Raw genomic sequence first — 24375 nt, 5'->3', positions numbered from 1 at the left:
ATGACGCGATATGCTTTACTTGTTCGGGGCATTAATGTCGGAGGGAAAAATAAGGTTGTCATGGCGCAACTTCGTCAAGAACTGACAGAGTTGGGAATTGAAAAAGTTGAAACCTACATCAACAGTGGCAATATTTTCTTTACTTCGACAGATGCCAAAGCCCGATTGGTCGAAATGTTAGAGGCTTTCTTTGAAATCCATTATCCATTTATTCAGAGCTTTTCTTTACTGAGTCTAGAGGAATTTGAAGCGGAACTTGAAAATCTGCCTGAATGGTGGACCAAAGATTTGGCTCGAAAAGATGTCCTCTTCTATACGGAGAGCTTGGATGTGGATCAAGTGATCGAGAAAGTGGACAGTTTGGAACTGGTAGATGAAGTCGTTCATTTCGGAAAACTTGGTATTTTCTGGGGGAAATTCTCTGAAGAATCCTACTATGCAACTGCCTATCACAAATACTTACTCAAGATGCCTTTCTACCGCCAAATCACCATTCGCAATGCTAAAACTTTTGACAAAATCGGTCAAATGCTAAAAAAATAATAAAGGAGACACAATGACGTTTTTAAATAAGATCAAGGAAACAGCTGACTTCCTGAAAGACAAGGGAATCCAAGCACCTGAGTTCGGTCTAATCCTTGGATCAGGTCTGGGAGAATTGGCAGAAGAAATCGAAAATCCAGTTGTAGTAGACTATGCAGATATTCCAAACTGGGGCCGTTCGACAGTAGTCGGACACGCTGGTAAATTGGTATACGGTGACCTTGCAGGTCGCAAGGTCTTAGCTCTTCAAGGTCGTTTTCATTTCTACGAAGGAAATCCTCTGGAAGTCGTGACTTTCCCAGTTCGTGTCATGAAAGTTCTCGGATGTGAAGGTGTCATTGTAACCAATGCTGCTGGAGGAATTGGATATGGTCCAGGTACTTTGATGGCTATCTCAGACCATATCAACATGACAGGTCAAAACCCATTGATGGGTGAAAACTTGGATGACTTTGGCCCACGTTTCCCAGATATGTCTAAGGCCTACACACCAGAATACCGTGCTACTGCCCATGAAGTGGCTAAAAAACTTGGTATCAAGCTTGATGAAGGTGTCTATATTGGTGTAACTGGTCCGACTTATGAAACACCAGCAGAAATTCGTGCCTATAAGACACTGGGAGCAGATGCCGTTGGTATGTCTACGGTTCCTGAAGTTATTGTGGCAGCTCACTCAGGCTTGAAAGTTCTAGGTATTTCATGTATCACTAACTTTGCTGCTGGCTTCCAAGAAGAACTGAACCACGAAGAAGTTGTAGAAGTAACCGAACGTGTCAAAGGTGATTTCAAGGGCTTGCTGAAAGCAATTCTTGCTGAATTGTAATCATGTTAAAAGAATCGAGGAGATTTTTTCGAAAGATTCCTTATAATTTTAGATTATTCCTAGCAGTAATTCTACAAGGAATAGTTACTGGTTTATCTGGTATATTTCTCCATTATCTTTTAGAGATGGTAGAGAGTCTAGCTTTTGGTCAGTCAGAGCATCATACTGGATTTTTGACAGATGGAGTTTCCTCGTCACGGATAGGATTAAGTTTAATAATCGTGGGTCTTGGCTCAGCCTTGGTCTGGTATTTCTTGCAAAAAGGGTCGAAGATTTATTCCATAAAAGCTCAGATGAAGGATGAGACTGCACAATACAAGCTTCATTTTTTAAGACAGCTATTTCATTCAATTTGGCAGATCATTGCAGTTGGAGGGGGAGCACCTATTGGTAAAGAAGCTGCGCCACGAGAGATTGGGACTCTATTTGCAGGACCAATTGGAAATATATGTATACTGTCTATAAAGGATCGTATTTTTCTCCTTGCTTGTGGTGCTGGTGCTGGTTTAGCGGCTGTTTATCAGGTTCCATTAACGAGCGTCTTCTTTGTTTTTGAAACCCTAGGAATTGCTCTATCTATTAAACGATTTGTCTTAGTCGGTTTGACTACCTATATCTCAACCTATATAGCAGGCTTGGTTATTTCAGATCAGGCTCTCTACCAGATTTCAGCCATCACGTGGTCATTAAAGGAAATATGGATTATTCCCTTATTACTTCTTTTCTTAACCCCACTAGCTTGGCTTTTTGGTCGCTTAAGTAAGGCAGCGTCTTCAAACAGAATAAAAGATAAACGAGTACTTCTCGCATTGCCTACAGCTTTTCTTTTTCTTGCTGGGTTGGCAAGTTATTTTCCACATCTACTTGGAAATGGACGGATGATGGCTCAGGAAGTATTGAATGGTAGCAATGGTAAAACAGTATTCCTCTTGTTTATCCTAAAAGCACTGGTCGTTCTTATTACTCTGTGGGCAGGGGCCTATGGTGGTACACTTACGCCATCTTTTGCTTTGGGGATAGCTGGAGCTGCCCTCCTTGGCATAATTCTAGGTGGAGATAGTAAGTTAACCATGTTGCTTTTGGGATCTGTTTGCTTTTTATCTGTGACCTTGATGGCTCCCTTGTCTGCAACTGGATTAGTAATAGGCTTCACGGGGATAGGTTTAGATTCTCTTCCTTATCTCTTAATAACGGCTTTCCTAGCTTATGACTTTGCAAAAATGTTAGATAGCTTTCCTTGGGCTAGCATACTGTGTCAGAAGTCAAAGAATAAAGTAATTAGGTAGGAAATGCCCATTTCTTCTAGTCAATGATTTGATTTAAAAGATTAAAAAAACTTTCAATTTATTTATAACTGTTTTAAATAAGAATGAAGTAGGCTTATTGGAGTCTTGATTGAATCCGATTTTTCCTAGCTATAAAATATAAAAATAAAAGTATATAATAGAAACATATAAAAAAGAAAGGTAGAGCGTGTGTTCTAATTTGAACACGAGCGGAAAACTCGGAAAATAGATAATCTGACTGAGAAATCAGGATTTCTCGTCAGATTCCTAATTTTCAGTCGTTTTCTTGTCGCTCTTTGTATCATAAATTATGTCTATCCATATTGCTGCTCAGCAGGGTGAAATTGCTGATAAGATTCTTCTTCCTGGGGATCCTCTTCGTGCTAAGTTTATTGCGGAGAACTTCCTTGAAGATGCTGTTTGTTTTAACGAAGTTCGTAACATGTTTGGTTATACTGGTACTTACAAGGGACACCGTGTTTCTGTCATGGGAACTGGGATGGGAATGCCATCTATTTCGATTTATGCGCGTGAGTTGATTGTTGACTACGGTGTGAAGAAATTAATCCGTGTGGGAACTGCAGGTTCTTTGAATGAAGATGTTCACGTTCGTGAATTGGTTTTGGCGCAGGCAGCTGCAACAAACTCAAACATCGTACGTAACGATTGGCCACAGTACGATTTTCCACAAATCGCTAGCTTTGATTTGCTAGACAAGGCCTACCATATTGCTAAAGAACTCGGTATGATAACTCATGTTGGGAATGTTTTGTCATCTGATGTCTTTTATTCAAACTACTTTGAAAAGAACATCGAGCTTGGTAAATGGGGAGTCAAGGCTGTGGAAATGGAAGCAGCAGCACTTTACTATCTGGCAGCCCAGCACCATGTTGATGCCCTTGCTATTATGACTATCTCTGATAGTTTGGTTAATCCAGACGAAGATACAACTGCAGAAGAACGCCAAAATACCTTCACCGATATGATGAAGGTTGGATTAGAAACCTTGATTGCAGAATAAAAGAAAACACAAAAGGAAAATTTTCTGGATGAAAATCTTCCTTTTTTAGTCATTCAGCCCATGCTGACCTTAATGAAACGTTACTCTATCGTCTATTTTTAAGAGATTGCAAGAAACAATCAATCTCTGCTTGAGAATAAAGAATACGCAACTTTTCTGGGTAAGTATTGCTTAAGTGTTGGTATCTTTCTTTAGCATTTTTTGTTCGTCCATCCCAAAGAATCCAGCGGATAAATTCCCAGTCAAAACGCTCAGGACAACCTGTGGCCATACTTTCTCTGACTTTTCCTTTGTATTTTAAATAGCGCTTAAAGGCTCTTAACAAACAATTCCATCGAGAAAAATTGAGAAAGATGATTTGGTCAGCTTCCTGCATTCTTTCTTCGTAATAGCACCAAGAATAATTACCATCGATGACCCAGGATTCATGCTTAGTGATAAAGTTTTTCATCTCGGTTAACATCCAATCACGGTCACTGTCTTGCCAACCAGGTTGAAATTGGAGTGTGTCCATGTGAAGTTTTGGGATGGAGTAGTGGTTAGATAATTTTTCTGCTAGAGTTGACTTACCAGAACCAGAATATCCGATAATTGCGATTTTCATTTTCTACCTTTTCCTATTTGGAGACAAAAAAACAGCCTCTATGGACTGTTTCTTATTTAGCAAGTTTAGCTGAAAGACGAGCTTTATCGCGGCTTGCTTTGTTTTTGTGAATCAAACCTTTAGTTTCTGCTTTATCGATAGCTGAGCTAGCAGCACGGAAAAGTTCTTCAGATGGGTTTGCTTCGAAAGCTTTGATAGCAGTACGCATAGCTGATTTTTGAGCTGAGTTCTTTTCGTTTTGTTTAACGTTCAATTCAGCGCGTTTGATAGCTGATTTAATGTTTGCCAATGTTCTTACCTCCATATTTACTAACTATACCATTATATCTGAAAACTTACGTTTTGACAAGGGAAAATTATTTTTTTAAGTAAATTTCATCGATTTCATGGTTCTTTGTTTTATGAAGAATCACTTCCGCACGATTTCTGGTTGGTTCAATATAATTTTGTAGATTTGTGAGATTGATACTAGTCCAGACCTGATGGGCAAAGGATTCTACTTCCCCAATCGGCATTTGAGTAAAACGATAATAGTAGCTATCAGGGTCGTTTTGGGCTAGGCTCAGCATTTTCAAGAAACGATCCAGATACCAACTCTCAATGTCATCCACTGCAGCATCAACATAGATGGAAAAGTCAAAGAAGTCAGTGATATAGAGACGCTCGTTTTGTGGATTCTGAAAGACATTAATCCCCTCAACAATTACAAAGTCAGCAGCTTTGACGCTTTGTTTTTCCTCAGGTACGATGTCGTAGACTTCATGAGAATAGACAGGTATATCTACATCTTGTCCATTTTTGATGCGATCCAAGAAGTTGAGAAGAGCTTCCATATCATAGCTTTCAGGAAATCCCTTACGATTTAAAATCCCTTGCTCAATCAAGGTCTGGTTGGGATAGAGAAAGCCATCAGTTGTTACCAACTCAACCGTAGCATCTGTAAGCGTACGAGACAGTAGGATTTGAAGTAGGCGACTGGTTGTGGATTTTCCAACGGCAACACTACCAGAAACCCCAATGATAAAAGGTTGGGATTTGCTTTCACGTTGAAGGAAAATTCCTTTTGAGAAGGCCAAATCATCCTTGGTACGCTTGTAAATCTGGATGAGATGGGCTAGGGGAAGATAGACATCGGTAACATCCTGCAGGCTAATCTGATCATTAAAACTCTTGATGGATTCTAATTCCTCTTCTGTCAAAGGAGGTGTCGTCTTTCGATGTAAAGATTGCCAAGTCTGGCGGCTGATTTTTTCAAAATGTAAAAATTCGTTGGTCATTTATTTTCCCCTAGATATTTTGTCTATCATACCATAAAAAGCTAAAAAAATAAAGCGGTTTCTTGATGATAGTAAGCTAATATCGTATAATAAAGGTAGATAGAGACTGAACAATTGAATGATGAAGTAGGAGATAGTTTCTGCTGATTTATAAGCTAATAAAGGGGTTTTTTAGTTCACAACTGATAGGAGGTGTACTATGAAAATCTTAAAACGTTACATATTGGAACTCTGTTTTATTTTAAGTTTTGCACTACCTTTTTTAAAAGGAGCGAATGCGGATAATGGTAGACGTTTTGTGGAAACCTATTACGGTTTTACTTTTTTGATGGAACATGCCATTGTAACAGCTGTCTTTATCTGTTCGCTCTTGCTTGCTTTCTTCCTAAAAAAACGGTGGACGAAATGGCTTGCTGCTGGTAGTTATGTCTTTTTAGTCCTATGGATTGCTACAGAGGGTTATTTCTTCCGTATGTCTCTAGAAGATTTGATACGACTTTGGACAAGTTTGGAATTCCTGACAAAAACGTATCAGTTGGGCTTTTATCTAAATATCCTGTTGGGAATCTTGTTGGTAATAAAGTATTTTAAGGTTAAGCAATAGTAATGAAAATGCACTTGATTATAGACAATAAATTTGTTGTTTTATCTTGACTGTGATATTTCTAGTTCTAAAATGCTTTATCATTCATTTATAAGTGTTGAAAGAAATTGAAGAAAAGGTCTTCTTGACTAGCTTTCCTCAGTCTTTTTCGTTTTATTAGCAATTTGTAAACGATTTACAATTTAAGTCAAATTATGGTAAAATAGTTTCATGAGTAAAATGTATTATGCAGAAAATCCTGACGCTGCTCACGACATTCATGAGTTGAGAGTAGAGTTGTTGGGAGAAAAAATGACCTTTTTGACAGATGCGGGTGTTTTTAGTAAGAAAATGGTTGACTTTGGAAGTCAACTCTTGCTCAAGTGTCTAGAGGTTGATGAAGGAGAAACTGTCCTTGATGTAGGCTGTGGTTATGGGCCTTTGGGCTTGTCCTTAGCTAAGGCTTATGGAGTTCAGGCGACCATGGTCGATATTAATAATCGTGCCTTGGATTTGGCACGACAAAATGCTGAACGAAATAAAGTAGAAGCGACTATTTTCCAGTCCAACATCTATGAACAAGTTGAAGGAAAATTTGACCATGTCATTTCCAATCCTCCTATCCGTGCGGGTAAGCAAGTAGTTCATGAAATCATTGAGAAAAGTAAAGATTTCTTGGAAACTGGTGGCGATTTAACAATCGTTATCCAGAAAAAACAAGGGGCTCCAAGTGCTAAGTCCAAGATGGAAGATGTGTTTGGCAATTGTGAAGTCGTAAAAAAAGATAAGGGATACTACATCCTTAGAAGTGTGAAAGAATGAGAGCAGTTGATTTAATCCAAAAAAAACGAGACGGTCAAGAACTGACTTCGAGTGAAATTGAATGGCTAGTTGAAGGCTATGTGTCAGGAACGGTTCCTGATTATCAGATGTCTGCCTTTGCTATGGCTGTTTATTTCAAAGGAATGACAACTCGAGAAATCTCTGATTTGACCATGAAGATGGTCAAGACAGGTCAAGAGTTTGATTTATCCGCTATTGATGGAGTTAAGGTTGACAAGCATTCTACGGGTGGTGTTGGTGATAAGGTGACCTTGATTTTAGCTCCCCTTGTTGCTAGTTTTGGTGTGCCTGTGGCAAAAATGAGTGGTCGAGGTCTCGGCCATACTGGCGGTACAATCGATAAATTGGAGTCCATTAAGGGCTATCAAGTGGAACGAAGTCAAGAGGATTTCATTGCACAAGTGCAGGATATTGGTGTATCTGTCATTGGGCAATCAGACCAGCTGGTCAAAGCAGACAAGCTTCTCTACGCCCTCCGTGACGTGACAGCAACTGTCGACACGATTCCTTTGATTGCGAGTTCTGTCATGAGCAAGAAAATCGCTGCAGGAGCGGATGCTATTTTACTAGACGTGACTGTTGGCGAGGGTGCCTTCATGAAGACTGTTGATGAGGCGCGTGAATTGGCTCAAACCATGGTGGAACTTGGTAAGGCTGTTGGACGGAAGACGGTAGCAGTGATTACGGACATGAGTCAACCTTTGGGACGAGCGATTGGAAATCGCCTTGAAATTCTTGAGGCATTGGATATTTTACAAGGTCAAGGCCGTCAGGATATTACCCACTTCATCTGTGAATTGGCTCAAATTATGCTTGGTTTAGCAAATGTAAACAAGACAGTTGAAGAAGTTCGACAACATCTTGAAAATGGCCAAGCACTGGCTAAGTTTGAGGATATGGTGCAAGCCCAAGGTGGAGACTTGGAAGACCTCTATCGTCCTGTCAATGTGGCCCATGTGGTGGAAATCCCTGCTCAGGAAACGGGTGTCATTTCAGCTCTACCAGCTATGGAATTTGGACTTTATGCTATGAGACTAGGGGCAGGCCGTGCAGTCAAGTCTGATGCCTTGGACTATGAAACAGGAATTGTTTTTGAAAAGAAAGTTGGAGATTCCGTTCAAAAGGGAGAAATTGTTGCAAAAGTATACACAAATGGAAAAATTTCTCCTCAGCTAGTTACAGATTTTCAAAAATATGTTAAAATAAATGACAGGGTGCAAAGTTTACGAGAAATTATAGAAATCATCTCATAAACTGTAGGAGAATCCGAATATGAAATTAAATAAATATATCGATCATACGCTTTTAAAACAAGATGCAACAGAAAATCAAATTGATTGTTTGTTGTCTGAAGCTAGAGAGTATGATTTTGCCAGTGTTTGCGTTAATCCGACCTGGGTTGAACATGCTAAAAAAGGTCTTGAAGACACAGATGTCAAGGTCTGCACAGTAGTAGGTTTCCCCTTGGGAGCAACAACTTCAACTGTGAAAGCTTTTGAAACAAAAGAAGTTATCCAAAATGGTGCAGATGAGATTGATATGGTGATCAATGTTGGAGCTCTCAAATCAGGTAATCTTGATTTGGTTGAGTCGGATATTCGCGCAGTAGTAGAAGCAAGTGGTGACAAGTTAGTGAAAGTCATTATTGAAGCTTGCCTTCTGACAGACCAAGAAAAAGTTGTGGCTTGCCAATTGGCCCAAAAAGCGGGAGCTGATTTTGTTAAAACATCTACTGGCTTTTCAACTGGTGGTGCTACAGTAGCAGATGTTAGATTAATGCGTGAAACAGTTGGACCAGAAATGGGTGTCAAGGCTGCTGGTGGAGCTCGTTCTTATGCAGATGCTCTAGCATTTGTAGAAGCAGGGGCGACCCGTATCGGAACGTCAGCTGGGGTAGCAATTCTAAAAGGAGAATTGGCAGATGGCGACTACTGAGTTGATTGAACTTGCAATTGAAACCAGCAAGAAAGCCTATGTACCCTATTCTCACTTTCCGGTCAGTGCTGTTCTAGTGGCAAAAGATGGTAGTATTTATACAGGTGTCAATATCGAGAATGCTAGTTATTCTTTGACCAACTGTGGAGAACGTACAGCGATTTTTAAAGCAGTTTCTGAAGGCCAAAGAGAATTTTCAGAATTGATTGTCTATGGAGAGACTGAAAAACCAATTTCACCATGTGGCGCTTGTCGCCAAGTGATGGCTGAATTTTTTGAACAAGATCTAAAAGTGACCTTGGTCGCAAAAGATAAATCGACGGTCGAGATGACGGTCGGGGAATTACTTCCATACTCTTTTACAGACTTAAACTAGTCTGAGTCGCTCTCTGAGTGGCACGGTCCTTGTGGCCAACCAATCCATACTTGCAACATCGTTGCACATCTTATTTAGGAGGTTCAGTAATGAACAAGAAACAATGGCTAGGCCTTGGTCTAGTTGCAGTGGCAGCAGTTGGACTTGCTGCATGTGGTAACCGCTCTTCTCGTAACGCAGCTTCATCTTCTGATGTGAAGACAAAAGCAGCAATCGTCACTGATACTGGTGGTGTTGATGACAAATCATTCAACCAATCAGCTTGGGAAGGTTTGCAAGACTGGGGTAAAGAACACAATCTTTCAAAAGATAAAGGTTTCACTTACTTCCAATCAACAAGTGAAGCTGACTATGCTAACAACTTGCAACAAGCGGCTGGAAGTTACAACCTAATCTTCGGTGTTGGTTTTGCCCTTCACAATGCGGTTGAAGAAGCAGCAAAAGACCACTCTGATTTGAACTATGTCTTGATTGATGATGTGATTAAAGATCAAAAGAATGTTGCTAGCGTAACATTTGCTGATAACGAAGCTGCTTACCTTGCGGGAGTTGCAGCGGCTAAAACAACTAAAACAAAACAAGTTGGTTTTGTAGGTGGTATTGAGTCTGAAGTTATCTCACGTTTTGCAGCTGGATTTAAAGCTGGTGTTGAGTCAGTAGATCCATCTATCAAAGTTCAAGTTGACTATGCTGGTTCATTTGGTGATGCTGCTAAAGGTAAAACAATTGCAGCAGCACAATACGCAGCTGGTGCAGACGTTGTTTACCAGGCAGCAGGTGGAACAGGTGCTGGTGTCTTTGCAGAAGCAAAATCACTCAACGAGAGCCGTCCTGAAAGTGAAAAAGTTTGGGTTATCGGTGTTGACCGTGACCAAGAGGCAGAAGGTAAATACACTTCTAAAGATGGTAAAGAATCAAACTTTGTTCTTGTATCTACTTTGAAACAAGTTGGTACAACTGTAAAAGATATTGCTAACAAGGCAGAAAAAGGTGAATTCCCTGGCGGTCAAGTGATCGTTTACTCATTGAAAGATAAAGGGGTTGACTTGGCAGTAACAAACCTTTCAGAAGAAGGTAAAAAAGCTGTCGAAGATGCAAAAGCTAAAATCCTTGATGGAAGCGTAAAAGTTCCTGAAAAATAATGGATGGAAGTCATTTCTTAGGAAGCGGCCCTCGGCCGCTTTTTTAAGAGTTGAGACAAAGTCATTTTGTCTCAGTAAAGCTTGCTACTAGATAAACTAGCAAGTTTTATTGAAATAAAATAAGACTCTGAAAGGAAGAGCACATGGCACACGAAAATGTCATTGAGATGCGTGATATTACCAAGGTGTTTGGTGAATTTGTTGCCAACGACAAAATCAACCTGCACCTACGAAAAGGTGAAATTCATGCACTTTTAGGAGAAAATGGGGCTGGTAAGTCCACGCTCATGAACATGTTAGCAGGGCTTCTTGAACCAACCAGTGGTGAAATTGTGGTCAACGGTCAAGTTGTTAACCTCGATTCACCGTCTAAAGCAGCTAGCTTGGGAATTGGAATGGTTCACCAGCATTTTATGTTGGTAGAAGCCTTCACAGTGGCTGAAAACATCATTTTAGGTAGTGAATTAACTAAAAATGGTGTGCTAGATATTGCTGGAGCTAGCAAAGAAATCAAGGCTCTTTCTGAACGTTATGGCTTAGCGGTTGACCCTTCTGCCAAGATAGCAGATATCTCAGTTGGAGCCCAACAACGTGTAGAAATTTTAAAAACCCTTTATCGGGGGGCTGATATCCTTATCTTTGACGAACCAACGGCTGTCTTGACTCCATCAGAAATTGATGAGTTGATGGCTATTATGAAAAATCTTGTCAAAGAAGGAAAATCAATTATCTTGATTACCCACAAGTTGGATGAGATTCGTGCAGTTTCTGACCGAGTTACAGTTATCCGTCGTGGGAAATCAATTGAAACCGTCGAAATTGTAGGGGCTACCAATGCTGATTTGGCAGAAATGATGGTGGGTCGTTCCGTTTCCTTTAAAACAGAGAAGCAAGCCTCTCAACCAAAAGAAGTGGTCTTGTCTATTAACGACTTGGTGGTCAATGAAAACCGCGGTGTCCCAGCTGTGAAAAATCTATCCTTGGATGTTCGTGCTGGAGAGATTGTTGGTATTGCGGGGATTGATGGAAATGGTCAGTCTGAATTGATTCAAGCAATTACAGGTCTTCGCAAGGTTGAATCTGGTAGCATTGAGCTAAAAGGAAATTCAATTGTAGGCTTGCACCCACGTCAGATTACTGAGTTGAGTGTTGGGCACGTTCCAGAAGACCGTCACCGTGATGGTTTGATTTTGGAAATGATGATTTCTGAAAATATTGCCCTTCAAACCTACTATAAAGAACCACATAGTAAAAATGGAATTTTGAACTATTCAAATATTACTTCTTATGCTAAAAAGTTAATGGAAGAGTTTGATGTTCGTGCTGCCAGTGAATTTGTTCCTGCAGCTGCACTCTCAGGAGGAAATCAACAAAAAGCAATTATTGCTCGTGAAATTGATCGTGATCCTGATCTCCTTATCGTCAGCCAGCCAACTCGTGGGTTGGATGTCGGTGCTATTGAATATATCCACAAACGCTTGATTGAAGAGCGTGATAATGGTAAGGCTGTCCTTGTTGTCAGCTTTGAATTGGATGAGATTTTAAACGTCTCAGACCGTATTGCCGTTATCCACGATGGTAAGATTCAAGGTATTGTATCACCAGAAACAACCAATAAACAAGAACTAGGTGTCTTGATGGCTGGTGGAAACTTGGGAAAGGAGAAGAGTGATGTCTAAAAAATTACAACAAATTTCGGTTCCCTTGATTTCTGTCTTTCTAGGAATTTTGCTCGGAGCCATTGTCATGTGGATCTTCGGTTATGATGCTATTTGGGGCTACGAAGAATTGTTCTATACAGCCTTTGGTAGTCTACGTGGGATTGGAGAAATCTTCCGTGCTATGGGACCTTTGGTCTTGATTGGTCTTGGTTTTGCCGTTGCTAGTCGTGCTGGTTTCTTTAACGTCGGACTTCCTGGTCAGGCTTTGGCAGGTTGGATTCTCAGTGGTTGGTTTGCCTTGTCGCATCCAGATATGCCACGTCCCTTGATGATTCTAGCGACTATCGTGATTGCCTTGATTGCTGGAGGGATTGTCGGAGCGATTCCAGGTATTCTGAGAGCCTATCTAGGGACGTCAGAGGTTATCGTAACCATCATGATGAACTACATCGTCTTGTATGTAGGGAATGCCTTTATTCATGCCTTCCCTAAAGACTTCATGCAAAGTACAGATTCGACGATTCGTGTTGGGGCTAATGCAACCTACCAGACACCTTGGTTGGCTGAGTTGACTGGTAATTCACGGATGAATATTGGTATTTTCTTTGCTCTTATTGCCGTTGCAGTCATTTGGTTTATGCTCAAGAAAACAACCCTTGGTTTTGAAATTCGTGCGGTTGGTCTTAATCCACATGCTTCAGAGTACGCTGGTATTTCTGCCAAACGAACAATTATCCTTTCAATGATTATCTCAGGTGCCTTAGCTGGTCTTGGTGGAGCCGTTGAAGGGTTGGGAACCTTCCAGAACGTCTATGTTCAAGGTGCGTCATTGGCTGTCGGATTTAACGGGATGGCGGTTAGTCTTCTTGCGGCAAATTCACCAATTGGTATTCTCTTTGCAGCCTTCCTATTTGGTGTTCTCCAAGTTGGAGCTCCTGGTATGAATGCGGCGCAGGTACCGTCTGAGCTTGTCAGCATTGTAACAGCGTCTATTATCTTCTTTGTCAGTGTTCATTACCTTATCGAACGCTTTGTCAAACCGAAAAAACAAGTTAAAGGAGGTAAGTAAAGATGTCTATTACAACCTTGCTCACCCTCTTGGTGTCTTCTATGCTGATTTACTCAGCACCCCTAATCTTTACAAGTATTGGCGGTGTTTTCTCTGAACGTGGTGGTGTGGTAAACGTCGGCCTTGAAGGAATTATGGTTATGGGTGCCTTTTCTGGAGTTGTCTTTAACCTTGAATTTGCAGAACAATTTGGAGCAGCAACTCCATGGCTATCTTTGCTTGTAGCAGGATTGGTAGGGGGAATCTTTTCTATCATCCACGCAGCAGCCACGGTTCATTTCCGTGCAGACCATGTTGTCAGTGGTACGGTATTGAACTTGATGGCGCCCGCTTTAGCAGTCTTTTTGGTCAAAGTTCTTTATAACAAAGGACAAACAGATAACTTAACCCAGACTTTTGGACGTTTTGACTTCCCAGTCTTGGCAAATATCCCAGTTATCGGTGATATCTTCTTCAAGTCAACTAGTTTACTTGGTTATCTGGCCATTGCCTTCTCATTCCTTGCTTGGTTTATCCTCTTCAAGACTCGATTTGGTCTTCGTCTCCGCTCTGTAGGTGAGCACCCTCAAGCAGCGGACACGTTGGGAATCAATGTCTACAAGATGAGATATTTAGGGGTTATCATTTCAGGTTTCCTAGGTGGAATTGGCGGAGCGATTTATGCTCAATCCATCTCAGTTAACTTCTCAGTGACAACTATTGTTGGACCTGGATTTATCGCTCTTGCTGCGATGATCTTCGGAAAATGGAATCCAATCGGAGCCATGCTATCTAGTCTCTTCTTTGGACTTTCACAAAGTTTGGCTGTTATCGGATCTCAATTGCCATTCCTACAAGGAGTTCCTGCGGTTTACCTTCAAATCGCACCTTATGTTTTGACAATTCTAGTCTTGGCAGCCTTCTTTGGAAAAGCAGTCGCACCAAAAGCAGATGGTATCAACTATATCAAATCAAAATAAGCATACAAAAAAACGTCAGTATAGAACTGGCGTTTTATTTTTTAGGATTCTGATGGGTTAAGTTCAGTCCCCAAGGGACAAGATTTTCAGTCTTATTCTGGATACGTGTGATATTATCCTTATGCCGAATGATAATCAAACTAGCAAGTGCTAGGATAATAGCGATGAAGAGAGGGTCGTAGTTACTCAGGATAAAACCAAAAAGCGGAAAGAGTAGAACTCCGATGACGGCTGCGATAGATGCTGTGACACTAGACAGTGAAATCATACTACCAAGATAGAGGGTTCCAAAGAAAACAACTGCTAGGTAGAGACAGAAGACAGGTGCAAATCCGAAAATCACTCCCGCACTGGTTGCGACAGCCTTGCCACCCTTAAATCCTGCAAAGATAGGGAAGGTATGTCCAATGACAGCCAAAAGTCCAAAGATGAGAGGCGAAACGCCTTGAAGATGAAACATAATCGGAAGTAGCGTTGCTAGAGTCCCTTTGAAAAAGTCAATCACAAAGGTTGCCATCCCTGCTTTCTTTCCTAAGATGCGGAAGGTATTGGTTGTCCCTGTGTTACCAGAACCATGCTCGCGCAGATTGATTTGAAAGAATATTTGTCCAATCCAGAGACCAGACGGAATCGAACCCAGCAGATAGGCTAGGATTAATAAAACTATTGTAATCATACTCCTATTATATCATGAATTGGGAAAGAAAGGCAGAGAATCTCTTCTGAAATTGTCACATCGGAGAAAGAAAAATTTTGCAAAATCCTTGGAAAACCTGTAGAATAGTAAAGATGAACGAATAGGAGGTTCCTTGTGTCAAAAAAGGAAATCAATATTAACAATTATAATGATGACGCCATTCAGGTGCTAGAAGGGTTGGATGCGGTTCGAAAACGTCCAGGGATGTATATCGGATCGACTGATGGTGCTGGTCTCCATCACCTCGTCTGGGAAATCGTCGACAATGCAGTCGATGAGGCCTTGTCTGGATTTGGTGACCGTATTGATGTCACCATCAATAAAGATGGGAGTTTGACTGTGCAAGACCATGGTCGTGGGATGCCGACGGGTATGCACGCTATGGGAATTCCAACAGTTGAGGTTATCTTTACCATTCTTCATGCCGGAGGGAAATTCGGTCAAGGTGGCTACAAGACATCTGGTGGTCTGCACGGGGTTGGTTCTTCCGTTGTTAACGCTCTTTCTAGTTGGTTGGAAGTTGAGATCACCCGTGATGGTGCAGTCTACAAGCAACGTTTTGAAAATGGTGGAAAACCTGTCACGACCTTGAAGAAAATCGGTACAGCGCCTAAGTCTAAGACAGGTACCAAGGTTACGTTTATGCCTGATGCGACTATCTTTTCTACGACAGATTTCAAGTACAATACCATTTCAGAGCGCCTCAATGAATCAGCTTTTCTCTTAAAAAATGTGACCTTGTCTTTGACAGATAAGCGAACAGATGAAGCAATTGAGTTCCACTATGAGAATGGGGTACAAGACTTTGTTTCTTATCTGAACGAAGACAAGGAAACCTTGACGCCAGTCCTTTACTTTGAAGGGGAAGACAATGGTTTCCAAGTGGAAGTAGCTCTCCAGTATAATGACGGATTTTCAGATAACATCTTGTCCTTTGTCAATAACGTTCGCACCAAGGATGGTGGAACACATGAGACAGGACTCAAGTCTGCTATCACTAAGGTCATGAATGACTACGCGCGTAAGACAGGTCTTCTCAAGGAAAAAGATAAAAACCTTGAAGGCTCAGACTATCGTGAGGGACTAGCGGCCGTTCTTTCTATTCTTGTTCCTGAAGAACACCTTCAGTTTGAAGGTCAGACTAAGGATAAACTAGGCAGTCCACTAGCTCGACCAGTTGTTGATGGGATTGTAGCTGATAAGTTGACCTTCTTCCTTATGGAAAATGGTGAATTGGCTTCTAACCTCATCCGCAAGGCTATCAAGGCGCGTGATGCTCGCGAAGCGGCACGTAAGGCGCGTGATGAGAGCCGGAATGGTAAGAAAAATAAAAAAGACAAGGGCTTATTGTCTGGAAAATTGACCCCAGCCCAATCTAAGAATCCTGCTAAGAATGAACTCTATCTGGTTGAGGGGGACTCTGCCGGTGGCTCTGCCAAACAAGGCCGTGACCGTAAATTTCAGGCTATCCTACCTCTTCGTGGTAAGGTTATCAATACAGCCAAGGCCAAGATGGCGGATATCCTCAAAAATGAAGAAATCAACACTATGATTTATACCATTGGTGCGGGTGTTGGAGCAGATTTTTCTATTGAGGATGCCAACTATGACAAGATTATTATTATGACCGATGCGGATACTGACGGTGCTCATATCCAGACCTTGCTCTTGACATTTTTTTACCGTTACATGCGTCCGCTAGTCGAGGCAGGACATGTCTATATCGCCCTTCCACCTCTTTACAAGATGTCCAAAGGAAAAGGCAAGAAAGAAGAAGTGGCTTATGCTTGGACGGATGGTGAGCTAGAAGAACTCCGCAAGCAGTTTGGTAAAGGTGCTACCCTTCAACGATATAAAGGTCTCGGTGAGATGAATGCGGACCAACTCTGGGAGACAACCATGAATCCAGAAACTCGAACTCTCATTCGTGTCACGATTGAAGACTTAGCACGCGCAGAACGTCGTGTCAATGTCCTCATGGGAGATAAAGTAGAACCACGTCGTAAGTGGATCGAAGACAATGTCAAGTTTACGCTGGAAGAAGCGACAGTGTTTTAAGTCACTTTTTAATGAATGGGTATTGACATGAGAACTGAAACAGAAATGCTCGATGTAATTTTACAAACTGCTAAAAACTTAAAAGTAGAAGCTGTGGCCATGTCTGGTTCACGGATAAACCCAAAGGCCCCAAAAGATGAATTTCAAGACTATGACGTGGTCTATGTCGTGGATGATTTAGATAATCTGACGAGCGACCTTTCTTGGTTGGAGCAGTTTGGCAAACGCATTATCGAGCAAGAGGTTAGATTGGGACATCGCCGTTTATTTCTTATGCTCTTTGAGGATGGTAACCGCATTGATTTGACCCTCTGCCCCAAAGAGCATATCAAGGAGTGGGTGGATAGTGAGGCAGGATTCACTGTTTTGGAAGACCCAGAACATTTATTTGAACCCTATTCCCCAAATCTAGAGCGTTTCTGGATACATCAAGCTAGTGAGACGGATTTTAAAAATTCTTGCAATGAATTTTGGTGGGTATCAGCCTACGTGATCAAAGGAATTTATCGAAAGCAACTTATCTATGCGACCGACCATCTCTACGGTATTTGTCAACAAGAACTCTTGAAGGTCTTGACTTGGCAAGTGGTAAGTGACAGGGGAAAGGTCGACATTGGAAAGAATTATAAGTATCTCTTTAACTATTTACCTGATGAGAAAGAGAAGGAATTCTTTGCTCTACTTGATTTTTCAAGTATAGAGAAACTTACTCAGTCTTTGTTTGCTACGATGCAACTTTTTCATCAAGAAGCTCAATTCTTTGCTCAAAAGATGGGTTTTGACTATGATACGGAAGTGGCTGAGAATATGATTGAGTATGCTGAGGAAAGAGTGAAGAAGTTTGGGAATAACTAGAAAAATGAAAAAGCGAGAGGAGAAGACTCATGATTGAAAAAGTGGAACGCCTCATTACAGAGGTTAATCGTATTCATAGAGAATATTCTAAAGATTATTTTGAAACGGGTAAGGTGGAAAAAATCAATCTCAAGCATACATTTTCAAAAGTTCCGACTAAAGCGATTTTGGCCTACCGTCTGAATTTACATGAGTCAATTAATGATTATCTGATGAAAGCGGATGTCCAAGATATTGCCTATGTTTATCGTGTCAAAACTTCTGAGTCTATTTTAGATAAAATTACACGTTTTTCAGAGCGTCAAGAGGGCTATCCTGTGAATTCAATTCTTAATGATATTTTTGGTGCTCGTATGATTTTAAGTTCCAAAGAGATAGCTCAAGTCATGGATAAATTAGATGATTGGCAAGAGATTTACGGACTAAAAAACTGGTATTTACGTGATAAAGATGGCTATGTCGGCATTCATATCTATTTTAAAAATAAAAGTAATTTTTATTACCCATGGGAACTCCAACTTTGGGATAAGAAAGATGTAGATAGTAATATTGCCAGCCATATCAAATATAAACGAGGATTTGTGGAGTAGACATTTCAAGTGGAAATGACGATACAGGAATTGGATGAAACTCACTTACTCTATATTTTTTCTTTTTCCATAATATTTACTCTCCATTCTTCGAAAGGAGTTGAACACGCCCTAAATGCTATGCGAAAACTCCTTATTACTAACTGAAGCAACAAATTTTAAATACTTTAAACTACAGAAAGGATAGTTTAGTTACTTATCGTAACTGAACACGGGACTAAGACTTAAGAAAAAAGAGAAATCGACTTGGGTTCATAGAACCTTACATCGATTTCCTATTTTTCTACAGAAATTTTCGGCAAGCCGAATTGTCCCTTTGTATCTTATGTCTAACATTCAAAACATGTCCCTGGAGGACATTATGGGAGAGCGCTTTGGTCGCTACTCCAAGTACATTATTCAAGACCGGGCTTTGCCAGATATTCGTGATGGCTTGAAGCCGGTTCAGCGACGTATTCTTTATTCTATGAATAAGGATGGTAATACCTTTGACAAGAGCTACCGTAAGTCGGCCAAGTCTGTAGGGAATATCATGGGGAATTTCCACCCACACGGTGACAGTTCCATCTATGATGCCATGGTCCGTATGTCTCAGGACTGGAAAAATCGTGAGATTCTAGTTGAAATGCACGGTAATAACGGTTCTATGGATGGAGATCCGCCTGCGGCTATGCGTTATACTGAGGCGCGTTTGTCTGAGATTGCAGGCTATCTTCTTCAGGATATCGATAAAAAGACCGTTCCTTTTGCTTGGAATTTTGACGATACCGAGAAAGAACCAACTGTCTTACCAGCAGCCTTTCCAAATCTCTTGGTAAATGGATCGACTGGTATTTCGGCTGGTTATGCCACGGATATTCCACCACATAATTTAGCTGAGGTCATCGATGCGGCGGTTTATATGATTGACCACCCAACTGCAAAGGTTGATAAACTCATGGAATTCCTACCTGGACCAGACTTCCCGACTGGAGGGATTATCCAGGGTCGTAATGAAATCAAGAAGGCCTATGAAACTGGGAAAGGGCGCGTAGTTGTTCGTTCCAAGACGGAGATTGAAAAGCTAAAAGGTGGTAAGGAACAAATTGTTATTACTGAGATTCCTTATGAAATCAACAAGGCCAATCTAGTCAAGAAAATCGATGATGTTCGTGTCAATAACAAGGTAGCTGGGATTGCTGAGGTTCGGGACGAATCTGACCGTGACGGTCTTCGTATCGCTATCGAACTCAAGAAAGACGCCAATACGGAGCTGGTTCTTAACTATCTCTTTAAGTACACAGACCTGCAAATCAACTATAACTTTAATATGGTGGCGATTGATAATTTCACACCTCGTCAGGTTGGGATTGTCCCAATCTTGTCCAGCTATATCGCCCACCGCCGTGAAGTCATTTTGGCGCGTTCACGCTTTGACAAAGAAAAGGCTGAGAAACGTCTCCATATTGTCGAAGGTTTGATTCGTGTGATTTCGATTTTAGACGAAGTCATTGCCCTTATCCGTTCATCCGAGAATAAGGCTGACGCCAAGGAAAACCTCAAGGTCAGCTATGATTTTACAGAGGAGCAGGCTGAGGCTATCGTAACCTTGCAACTTTACCGTTTGACCAATACAGATGTGGTTGTCTTGCAGGAAGAAGAAGCAGAACTTCGTGAGAAGATTGCTATGCTGGCGGCTATTATTGGTGATGAACGAACTATGTACAATCTCATGAAGAAAGAGCTTCGTGAGGTTAAAAAGAAATTTGCGACTCCGCGTTTGAGCACTTTAGAAGACACTGCGAAAGCAATCGAGATTGATACAGCTAGTCTGATCGCTGAGGAAGATACCTATGTCAGCGTGACCAAGGCAGGTTACATCAAGCGTACCAGCCCGCGTTCTTTTGCAGCTTCAACGCTAGAGGAAATTGGCAAACGTGATGATGACCGTTTGATTTTTGTACAAGCTGCCAAGACAACCCAGCATCTTTTGATGTTCACGACTCTTGGAAATGTCATTTATCGACCAATCCATGAATTGGCAGACATTCGCTGGAAAGACATCGGAGAGCATCTGAGCCAAACCATTACAAACTTTGAAACTAACGAAGAAATCCTTTATGTGGAAGTACTGGATCAGTTTGATGATGCGACAACCTACTTTACTGCAACTCGTCTCGGTCAAATTAAACGGGTAGAACGCAAAGAATTCTCTCCATGGCGAACCTACAAGTCTAAGTCTGTCAAGTATGCTAAGCTCAAAGACGAGACAGACCAGATTGTAGCAGTGGCTCCGATTAAACTAGATGATGTTCTTTTGATTAGCCAAAATGGTTATGCCCTTCGTTTCAATATTGAAGAGGTTCCGGTTGTTGGTGCCAAGGCTGCAGGTGTCAAAGCTATGAACCTGAAAGCAGATGATGTCCTCCAATCCGCCTTTATCTGTAACACCTCATCCTTCTACCTCTTGACCCAACGTGGAAGTTTGAAACGTGTTTCTATTGACGAAATTCCGGCAACCAGCCGTTCCAAACGTGGCTTACAAGTCTTGCGTGAGTTGAAAAACAAACCGCATCGTGTCTTCTTGGCAGGAGCGGTTGCAGAACAAGGCTTTATTGGTGATCTCTTCAGTACAGAAGTGGAAGAGAACGACCAAACTCTGCTTGTTCAATCCAACAAAGGAACAATCTATGAAAGCCGATTGCAAGACTTGAACCTGTCAGAACGAACCAGCAACGGAAGCTTCATTTCTGATACGATTTCAGATGAAGAAGTTTTTGACGCTTATCTTAAAGAAATATTTACTGAAGCTAAATAAGTGAAATGAAGAATCAGTTCTAAGAGCTGGTTCTTTTTATTGAAGAAATTTTCTGAAAATTACAAAATATACTTGCTATTTTAGAAAAATAGTGTAGAATAAAAGAAATAGGTTTTTAGAATAAGGAGTGGAATATGACAGTAACGATTGATTGGGAAAATCTCGGTTTTTCCTATATGAAATTACCTTATCGCTATATTGCTCATTTTAAAAATGGACAATGGAATCAAGGAGAACTTACAGAAGATGCAACCTTGCATATTTCAGAGTCTTCTCCAAGTCTTCACTATGGTCAACAAGCCTTTGAAGGTTTGAAAGCTTACCGTACTAAGGATGGTAGTGTTCAACTTTTCCGTCCTGACGAAAATGCTAAACGCCTGCAACGTACTTGTGATCGTCTCTTGATGCCACAAGTTCCGACAGAAATGTTTGTAGAAGCTTGTAAGGCAGTTGTTCGTGCGAATGAAGAATACGTACCACCATACGGAACAGGTGGAACCCTTTATCTTCGTCCTCTTTTGATTGGAGTAGGAGATATTATCGGAGTAAAACCAGCAGAAGAGTACATTTTCACTATCTTTGCCATGCCAGTTGGTAATTACTTTAAAGGCGGTTTGGTCCCAACCAACTTCTTGATTCAGGATGAATACGACCGTGCCGCTCCAAATGGTACAGGTGCGGCTAAGGTTGGTGGAAACTATGCTGCAAGTCTCTTGCCAGGGAAATTGGCCAAGTCACGTCATTTCTCAGATGTTATCTATCTAGACCCATCAACTCATACAAAGATTGAAGAAGTCGGATCAGCTAACTTTTTTGGGATTACAGCTGATAATGAATTTGTAACACCATTGAGTCCATCTATCTTGCCATCTATTACCAAGTATTCCTTGCTTTACTTAGCAGAACATCGCTTGGGCTTAACTCCTATTGAGGGGGATGTCCCAATTGATAATCTTGACCGTTTTGTAGAGGCAGGTGCCTGTGGTACAGCAGCAGTTATTTCTCCAATTGGTGGAATTCAGCACGGTGATGATTTCCATGTTTTCTATAGTGAAACAGAAGTAGGTCCTGTGACTCGTAAACTCTATGATGAATTGACAGGTATTCAGTTTGGTGATATTGAAGCGCCAGAAGGTTGGATTGTAAAAGTAGATTAAAATTAACTAAAGGAGATTTTTATGAAATCGAAAAAATGGCTCTTAACAGCAGGAGTGGTCCTGAGCACAACAGCTCTTTTAGTGGCTTGTGGAAAAGCTGATAAAGAAGCAGATGCACCGACAACATTTTCATATGTCTATGCAGTAGATCCAGCATCTTTGGATTATAGTATAGCGACTCGTACATCTACAACAGATGTCATCGGGAATGTGGTGGATGGTTTGATGGAAAATGACCAGTACGGGAATGTTATTCCTTCCTTGGCTGAAGATTGGTCTGTCTCAAAAGATGGTTTGACTTATACCTATAAACTTCGTAAAGGAGTTAAATGGTACACTTCAGAAGGCGAAGAATACGCAGAAGTAACAGCCCATGACTTTGTGACAGGACTAAAACACGTAGCTGACGGCAAGTCAGACGGTGTCTCTCTCATCCAAAATTCAATCAAGGGCTTGGATGCCTACATGACTGGTGAGACCAATGATTTCTCTACAGTTGGTGTCAAGGCCTTGGACGATTACACAGTTGAATATACCCTAAACAAACCAGAAAGTTTCTGGAACTCTAAAGTCACCACAGCAACGATGTTGCCTGTAAATGAAGAGTTTTTGAAGGCATCAGGTAAAGATTATGGAGCAGTTACTCCAGCAGGGATTCTTTACAATGGTCCTTATATCTTGAAGACCTTGACTTCTAAATCGTTGATCGAATACGAGAAAAATCCAAACTACTGGGATAAAGAAAAGGTAAAAATTGAAAAGGTCAAATTGACTTACTACGATGGTTCTGATCAGGAATCGTTGATTCGTAGCTTCTCTTCAGGTGCCTATACGACAGCCCGTCTCTTCCCAAGTAGCTCAAACTTTGCTTCAACTTTGGAACAATACGGAGATAAAATCACTTATAGCCCACAGGACTCAAGTAGTTATTACTTCACCTTTAACGTAAATCGTCAATCATATAATAAAACTGCGAAAACAAGTGAAGAGCAAAAGACTTCTACTAAAGAAGCTATGCTTAATAAGGACTTCCGTCAGGCTATCAACTTTGCCTTCAACCGCCATTCTTATGCTGCCCAGCTAAATGGTGAAGACGGTGCGGACAAGATTATTCGTAACAGCCTCGTTCCTGACAACTTTGTACAAGCAGGTGGTAAAAACTTTGGTCAAATCGCTCAAGCAGAGTTGGTGAACTATGGTGACCAATGGAAAGATGTTGAGCTAGTTGACGGTAAGGATTCTATCTACAATCCTGACAAGGCTAAAGCTGCTTTCGAAAAAGCTAAGAAAGACTTGGAATCTAAAGGGGTAACATTCCCAATTCACTTGGATGTCCCAGTTGAACAAACAGATACCATCGCCGTTCAACAAAGCAACTCTTTCAAACAGTCTATTGAATCAACTCTTGGTGCTGAAAATGTTGTTATCGACGTTCTTCAAATGACAGATAATGAAAAGGAAACAATCACTTCTCAAGCGCGTGTTCCTTCTCAAAAAGATTATGATTTGAACAGTACAGGATGGGCTCCAAGCTATCAAGACCCAGCATCTTACTTGAATATCATGGATCCTAAATCAGGTTCTGCTATGAAACACCTTGGTATTACTAAAGGGAAAGATAAGGATGTTGTAGCTAAACTTGGTTTGGACCAATATAAGAAATTATTGGATGATGCAGATTCAGAAACTACAAATCTTGAAGAACGCTATGAAAAATATGCCAAGGCTCAAGCTTGGTTGACAGATAGTTCATTATTGATGCCAACAGCCTCATCTGGTGGTTCTCCAGTTGTAAGTAATGTCGTGCCATTCTCAAAACCATACTCACAAGTTGGTATTAAGGGTGACCCATATATCTTTAAAGGAATGAAATTGCAAAAAGATATTGTTACAACAAAAGAATATGAAGAAGCACTGAAAAAATGGCAAAAAGAAAAATTGGAATCAAATGGTAAGTACCAAAAAGAACTAGAAAAACATATTAAATAAAGCAGAAAACTTTATATCAGACGGTAAATTCGCAAACTAAGTTCCACCGCTAGTAGAAGTGGAAGTTAGTCTGATAAAAATCCTAAAAACCAGTGGAAATCCGTGTCAGG

Annotated in this window: 22 protein-coding genes and 1 pseudogene; 19 read left to right on the top strand and 4 right to left on the bottom strand. The window is 41.0% G+C overall.

Going from position 1 to position 24375, the window contains the following annotated elements; translation table 11 throughout:
• The 4 genes and pseudogenes from NMM17_RS01535 to deoD all read left to right on the top strand — a co-directional run.
• Nucleotides 1-556, top strand: a pseudogene (locus tag NMM17_RS01535) (DUF1697 domain-containing protein); the annotation flags it as partial.
• Nucleotides 557-1366: a purine-nucleoside phosphorylase gene (locus tag NMM17_RS01530; protein ID WP_254753708.1), complete on the top strand. Its 810-nt coding sequence runs from the start codon at nucleotides 557-559 to the stop codon at nucleotides 1364-1366.
• A gap of 2 nt (nucleotides 1367-1368) precedes the next feature.
• Nucleotides 1369-2652 (top strand): chloride channel protein, encoded by a 1284-nt coding sequence (locus tag NMM17_RS01525; RefSeq protein ID WP_254753707.1) that lies wholly within the window; start codon nucleotides 1369-1371, stop codon nucleotides 2650-2652.
• A 310-nt stretch (nucleotides 2653-2962) separates the two neighbouring features.
• Entirely contained in the window at nucleotides 2963-3673 is a 711-nt protein-coding gene (gene deoD, locus NMM17_RS01520) for a purine-nucleoside phosphorylase (protein ID WP_219966752.1), read from the top strand.
• Between the two features lie 85 nt (nucleotides 3674-3758).
• Here the strand turns inward: deoD and NMM17_RS01515 are convergent, their stop codons facing one another.
• The 3 genes from NMM17_RS01515 to coaA all read right to left on the bottom strand — a co-directional run bounded on the left by NMM17_RS01515 (nucleotide 3759) and on the right by coaA (nucleotide 5554).
• Entirely contained in the window at nucleotides 3759-4277 is a 519-nt protein-coding gene (locus tag NMM17_RS01515) for a DNA topology modulation protein (RefSeq protein WP_254753705.1), read from the bottom strand.
• A 52-nt stretch (nucleotides 4278-4329) separates the two neighbouring features.
• Nucleotides 4330-4566, bottom strand: coding sequence for a 30S ribosomal protein S20 (gene rpsT, locus NMM17_RS01510; RefSeq protein WP_001274000.1), 237 nt, complete (start codon nucleotides 4564-4566; stop codon nucleotides 4330-4332).
• Nucleotides 4567-4633: 67 nt separating this feature from the next.
• Nucleotides 4634-5554: a type I pantothenate kinase gene (gene coaA, locus NMM17_RS01505; RefSeq protein ID WP_049501762.1), complete on the bottom strand. Its 921-nt coding sequence runs from the start codon at nucleotides 5552-5554 to the stop codon at nucleotides 4634-4636.
• Between the two features lie 199 nt (nucleotides 5555-5753).
• Between coaA and NMM17_RS01500 the strand changes: the two genes are divergently transcribed.
• The 9 genes from NMM17_RS01500 to NMM17_RS01460 all read left to right on the top strand — a co-directional run bounded on the left by NMM17_RS01500 (nucleotide 5754) and on the right by NMM17_RS01460 (nucleotide 14122).
• Nucleotides 5754-6158: a hypothetical protein gene (locus tag NMM17_RS01500; RefSeq protein ID WP_254753704.1), complete on the top strand. Its 405-nt coding sequence runs from the start codon at nucleotides 5754-5756 to the stop codon at nucleotides 6156-6158.
• Nucleotides 6159-6368: 210 nt separating this feature from the next.
• Nucleotides 6369-6959 carry a class I SAM-dependent methyltransferase gene (locus NMM17_RS01495; RefSeq protein WP_302850819.1) on the top strand — a complete coding sequence of 197 codons (591 nt, stop codon included), beginning with the start codon at nucleotides 6369-6371 and terminating at the stop codon, nucleotides 6957-6959.
• Nucleotides 6956-8233 carry a pyrimidine-nucleoside phosphorylase gene (locus NMM17_RS01490; protein WP_254753703.1) on the top strand — a complete coding sequence of 426 codons (1278 nt, stop codon included), beginning with the start codon at nucleotides 6956-6958 and terminating at the stop codon, nucleotides 8231-8233. Before NMM17_RS01495 ends, NMM17_RS01490 begins: the two co-directional genes overlap by 4 nt.
• Nucleotides 8234-8252: 19 nt before the next feature.
• Nucleotides 8253-8915, top strand: coding sequence for a deoxyribose-phosphate aldolase (deoC, locus tag NMM17_RS01485; protein WP_084928612.1), 663 nt, complete (start codon nucleotides 8253-8255; stop codon nucleotides 8913-8915).
• Nucleotides 8902-9291, top strand: a complete 390-nt coding sequence (locus tag NMM17_RS01480) for a cytidine deaminase (protein WP_000246103.1) — start codon at nucleotides 8902-8904, stop codon at nucleotides 9289-9291. Before deoC ends, NMM17_RS01480 begins: the two co-directional genes overlap by 14 nt.
• A gap of 89 nt (nucleotides 9292-9380) precedes the next feature.
• Entirely contained in the window at nucleotides 9381-10433 is a 1053-nt protein-coding gene (locus NMM17_RS01475) for a BMP family protein (protein ID WP_001036135.1), read from the top strand.
• 143 nt (nucleotides 10434-10576) lie between these two features.
• Nucleotides 10577-12112: an ABC transporter ATP-binding protein gene (locus NMM17_RS01470; protein WP_254753702.1), complete on the top strand. Its 1536-nt coding sequence runs from the start codon at nucleotides 10577-10579 to the stop codon at nucleotides 12110-12112.
• Nucleotides 12105-13163, top strand: coding sequence for an ABC transporter permease (locus NMM17_RS01465; RefSeq protein ID WP_033683459.1), 1059 nt, complete (start codon nucleotides 12105-12107; stop codon nucleotides 13161-13163). Before NMM17_RS01470 ends, NMM17_RS01465 begins: the two co-directional genes overlap by 8 nt.
• Before the next feature lie 2 nt (nucleotides 13164-13165).
• Nucleotides 13166-14122, top strand: a complete 957-nt coding sequence (locus NMM17_RS01460; protein ID WP_084927500.1) for an ABC transporter permease — start codon at nucleotides 13166-13168, stop codon at nucleotides 14120-14122.
• 34 nt (nucleotides 14123-14156) lie between these two features.
• Here the strand turns inward: NMM17_RS01460 and plsY are convergent, their stop codons facing one another.
• Nucleotides 14157-14798, bottom strand: a complete 642-nt coding sequence (plsY, locus tag NMM17_RS01455; RefSeq protein WP_084927502.1) for a glycerol-3-phosphate 1-O-acyltransferase PlsY — start codon at nucleotides 14796-14798, stop codon at nucleotides 14157-14159.
• 135 nt (nucleotides 14799-14933) lie between these two features.
• On the opposite strand from plsY, the gene parE reads away from it, so the two are divergent.
• The 6 genes from parE (at nucleotide 14934) to NMM17_RS01425 (ending at nucleotide 24265) form a co-directional block, all read left to right on the top strand.
• Nucleotides 14934-16877, top strand: a complete 1944-nt coding sequence (gene parE / locus NMM17_RS01450; protein ID WP_254753701.1) for a DNA topoisomerase IV subunit B — start codon at nucleotides 14934-14936, stop codon at nucleotides 16875-16877.
• Between the two features lie 27 nt (nucleotides 16878-16904).
• Nucleotides 16905-17732 carry an aminoglycoside 6-adenylyltransferase gene (locus NMM17_RS01445; protein WP_254753700.1) on the top strand — a complete coding sequence of 276 codons (828 nt, stop codon included), beginning with the start codon at nucleotides 16905-16907 and terminating at the stop codon, nucleotides 17730-17732.
• A 29-nt stretch (nucleotides 17733-17761) separates the two neighbouring features.
• Complete coding sequence (locus NMM17_RS01440) at nucleotides 17762-18322, top strand: GTP pyrophosphokinase (RefSeq protein WP_254753699.1); 561 nt, start codon at nucleotides 17762-17764, stop codon at nucleotides 18320-18322.
• Nucleotides 18323-18647: 325 nt separating this feature from the next.
• Complete coding sequence (parC, locus tag NMM17_RS01435) at nucleotides 18648-21119, top strand: DNA topoisomerase IV subunit A (protein ID WP_254753698.1); 2472 nt, start codon at nucleotides 18648-18650, stop codon at nucleotides 21117-21119.
• Nucleotides 21120-21253: 134 nt separating this feature from the next.
• The gene (locus NMM17_RS01430; RefSeq protein WP_033681953.1) at nucleotides 21254-22276 is read left to right on the top strand and encodes a branched-chain amino acid aminotransferase; all 1023 of its coding nucleotides are present in this window, start codon (nucleotides 21254-21256) and stop codon (nucleotides 22274-22276) included.
• Nucleotides 22277-22297: 21 nt separating this feature from the next.
• Nucleotides 22298-24265, top strand: coding sequence for a peptide ABC transporter substrate-binding protein (locus NMM17_RS01425; protein ID WP_000837410.1), 1968 nt, complete (start codon nucleotides 22298-22300; stop codon nucleotides 24263-24265).
• Nucleotides 24266-24375 lie beyond the last annotated feature (110 nt).

This window comes from Streptococcus sp. CF7_Ac1-12 (assembly GCF_024295905.1).
GTDB classification, from domain to species: domain Bacteria; phylum Bacillota; class Bacilli; order Lactobacillales; family Streptococcaceae; genus Streptococcus; species Streptococcus mitis_AP.
Note: the sequence above shows the minus strand (reverse complement) of the source record. Positions and strands in the feature narration are given on the sequence as shown.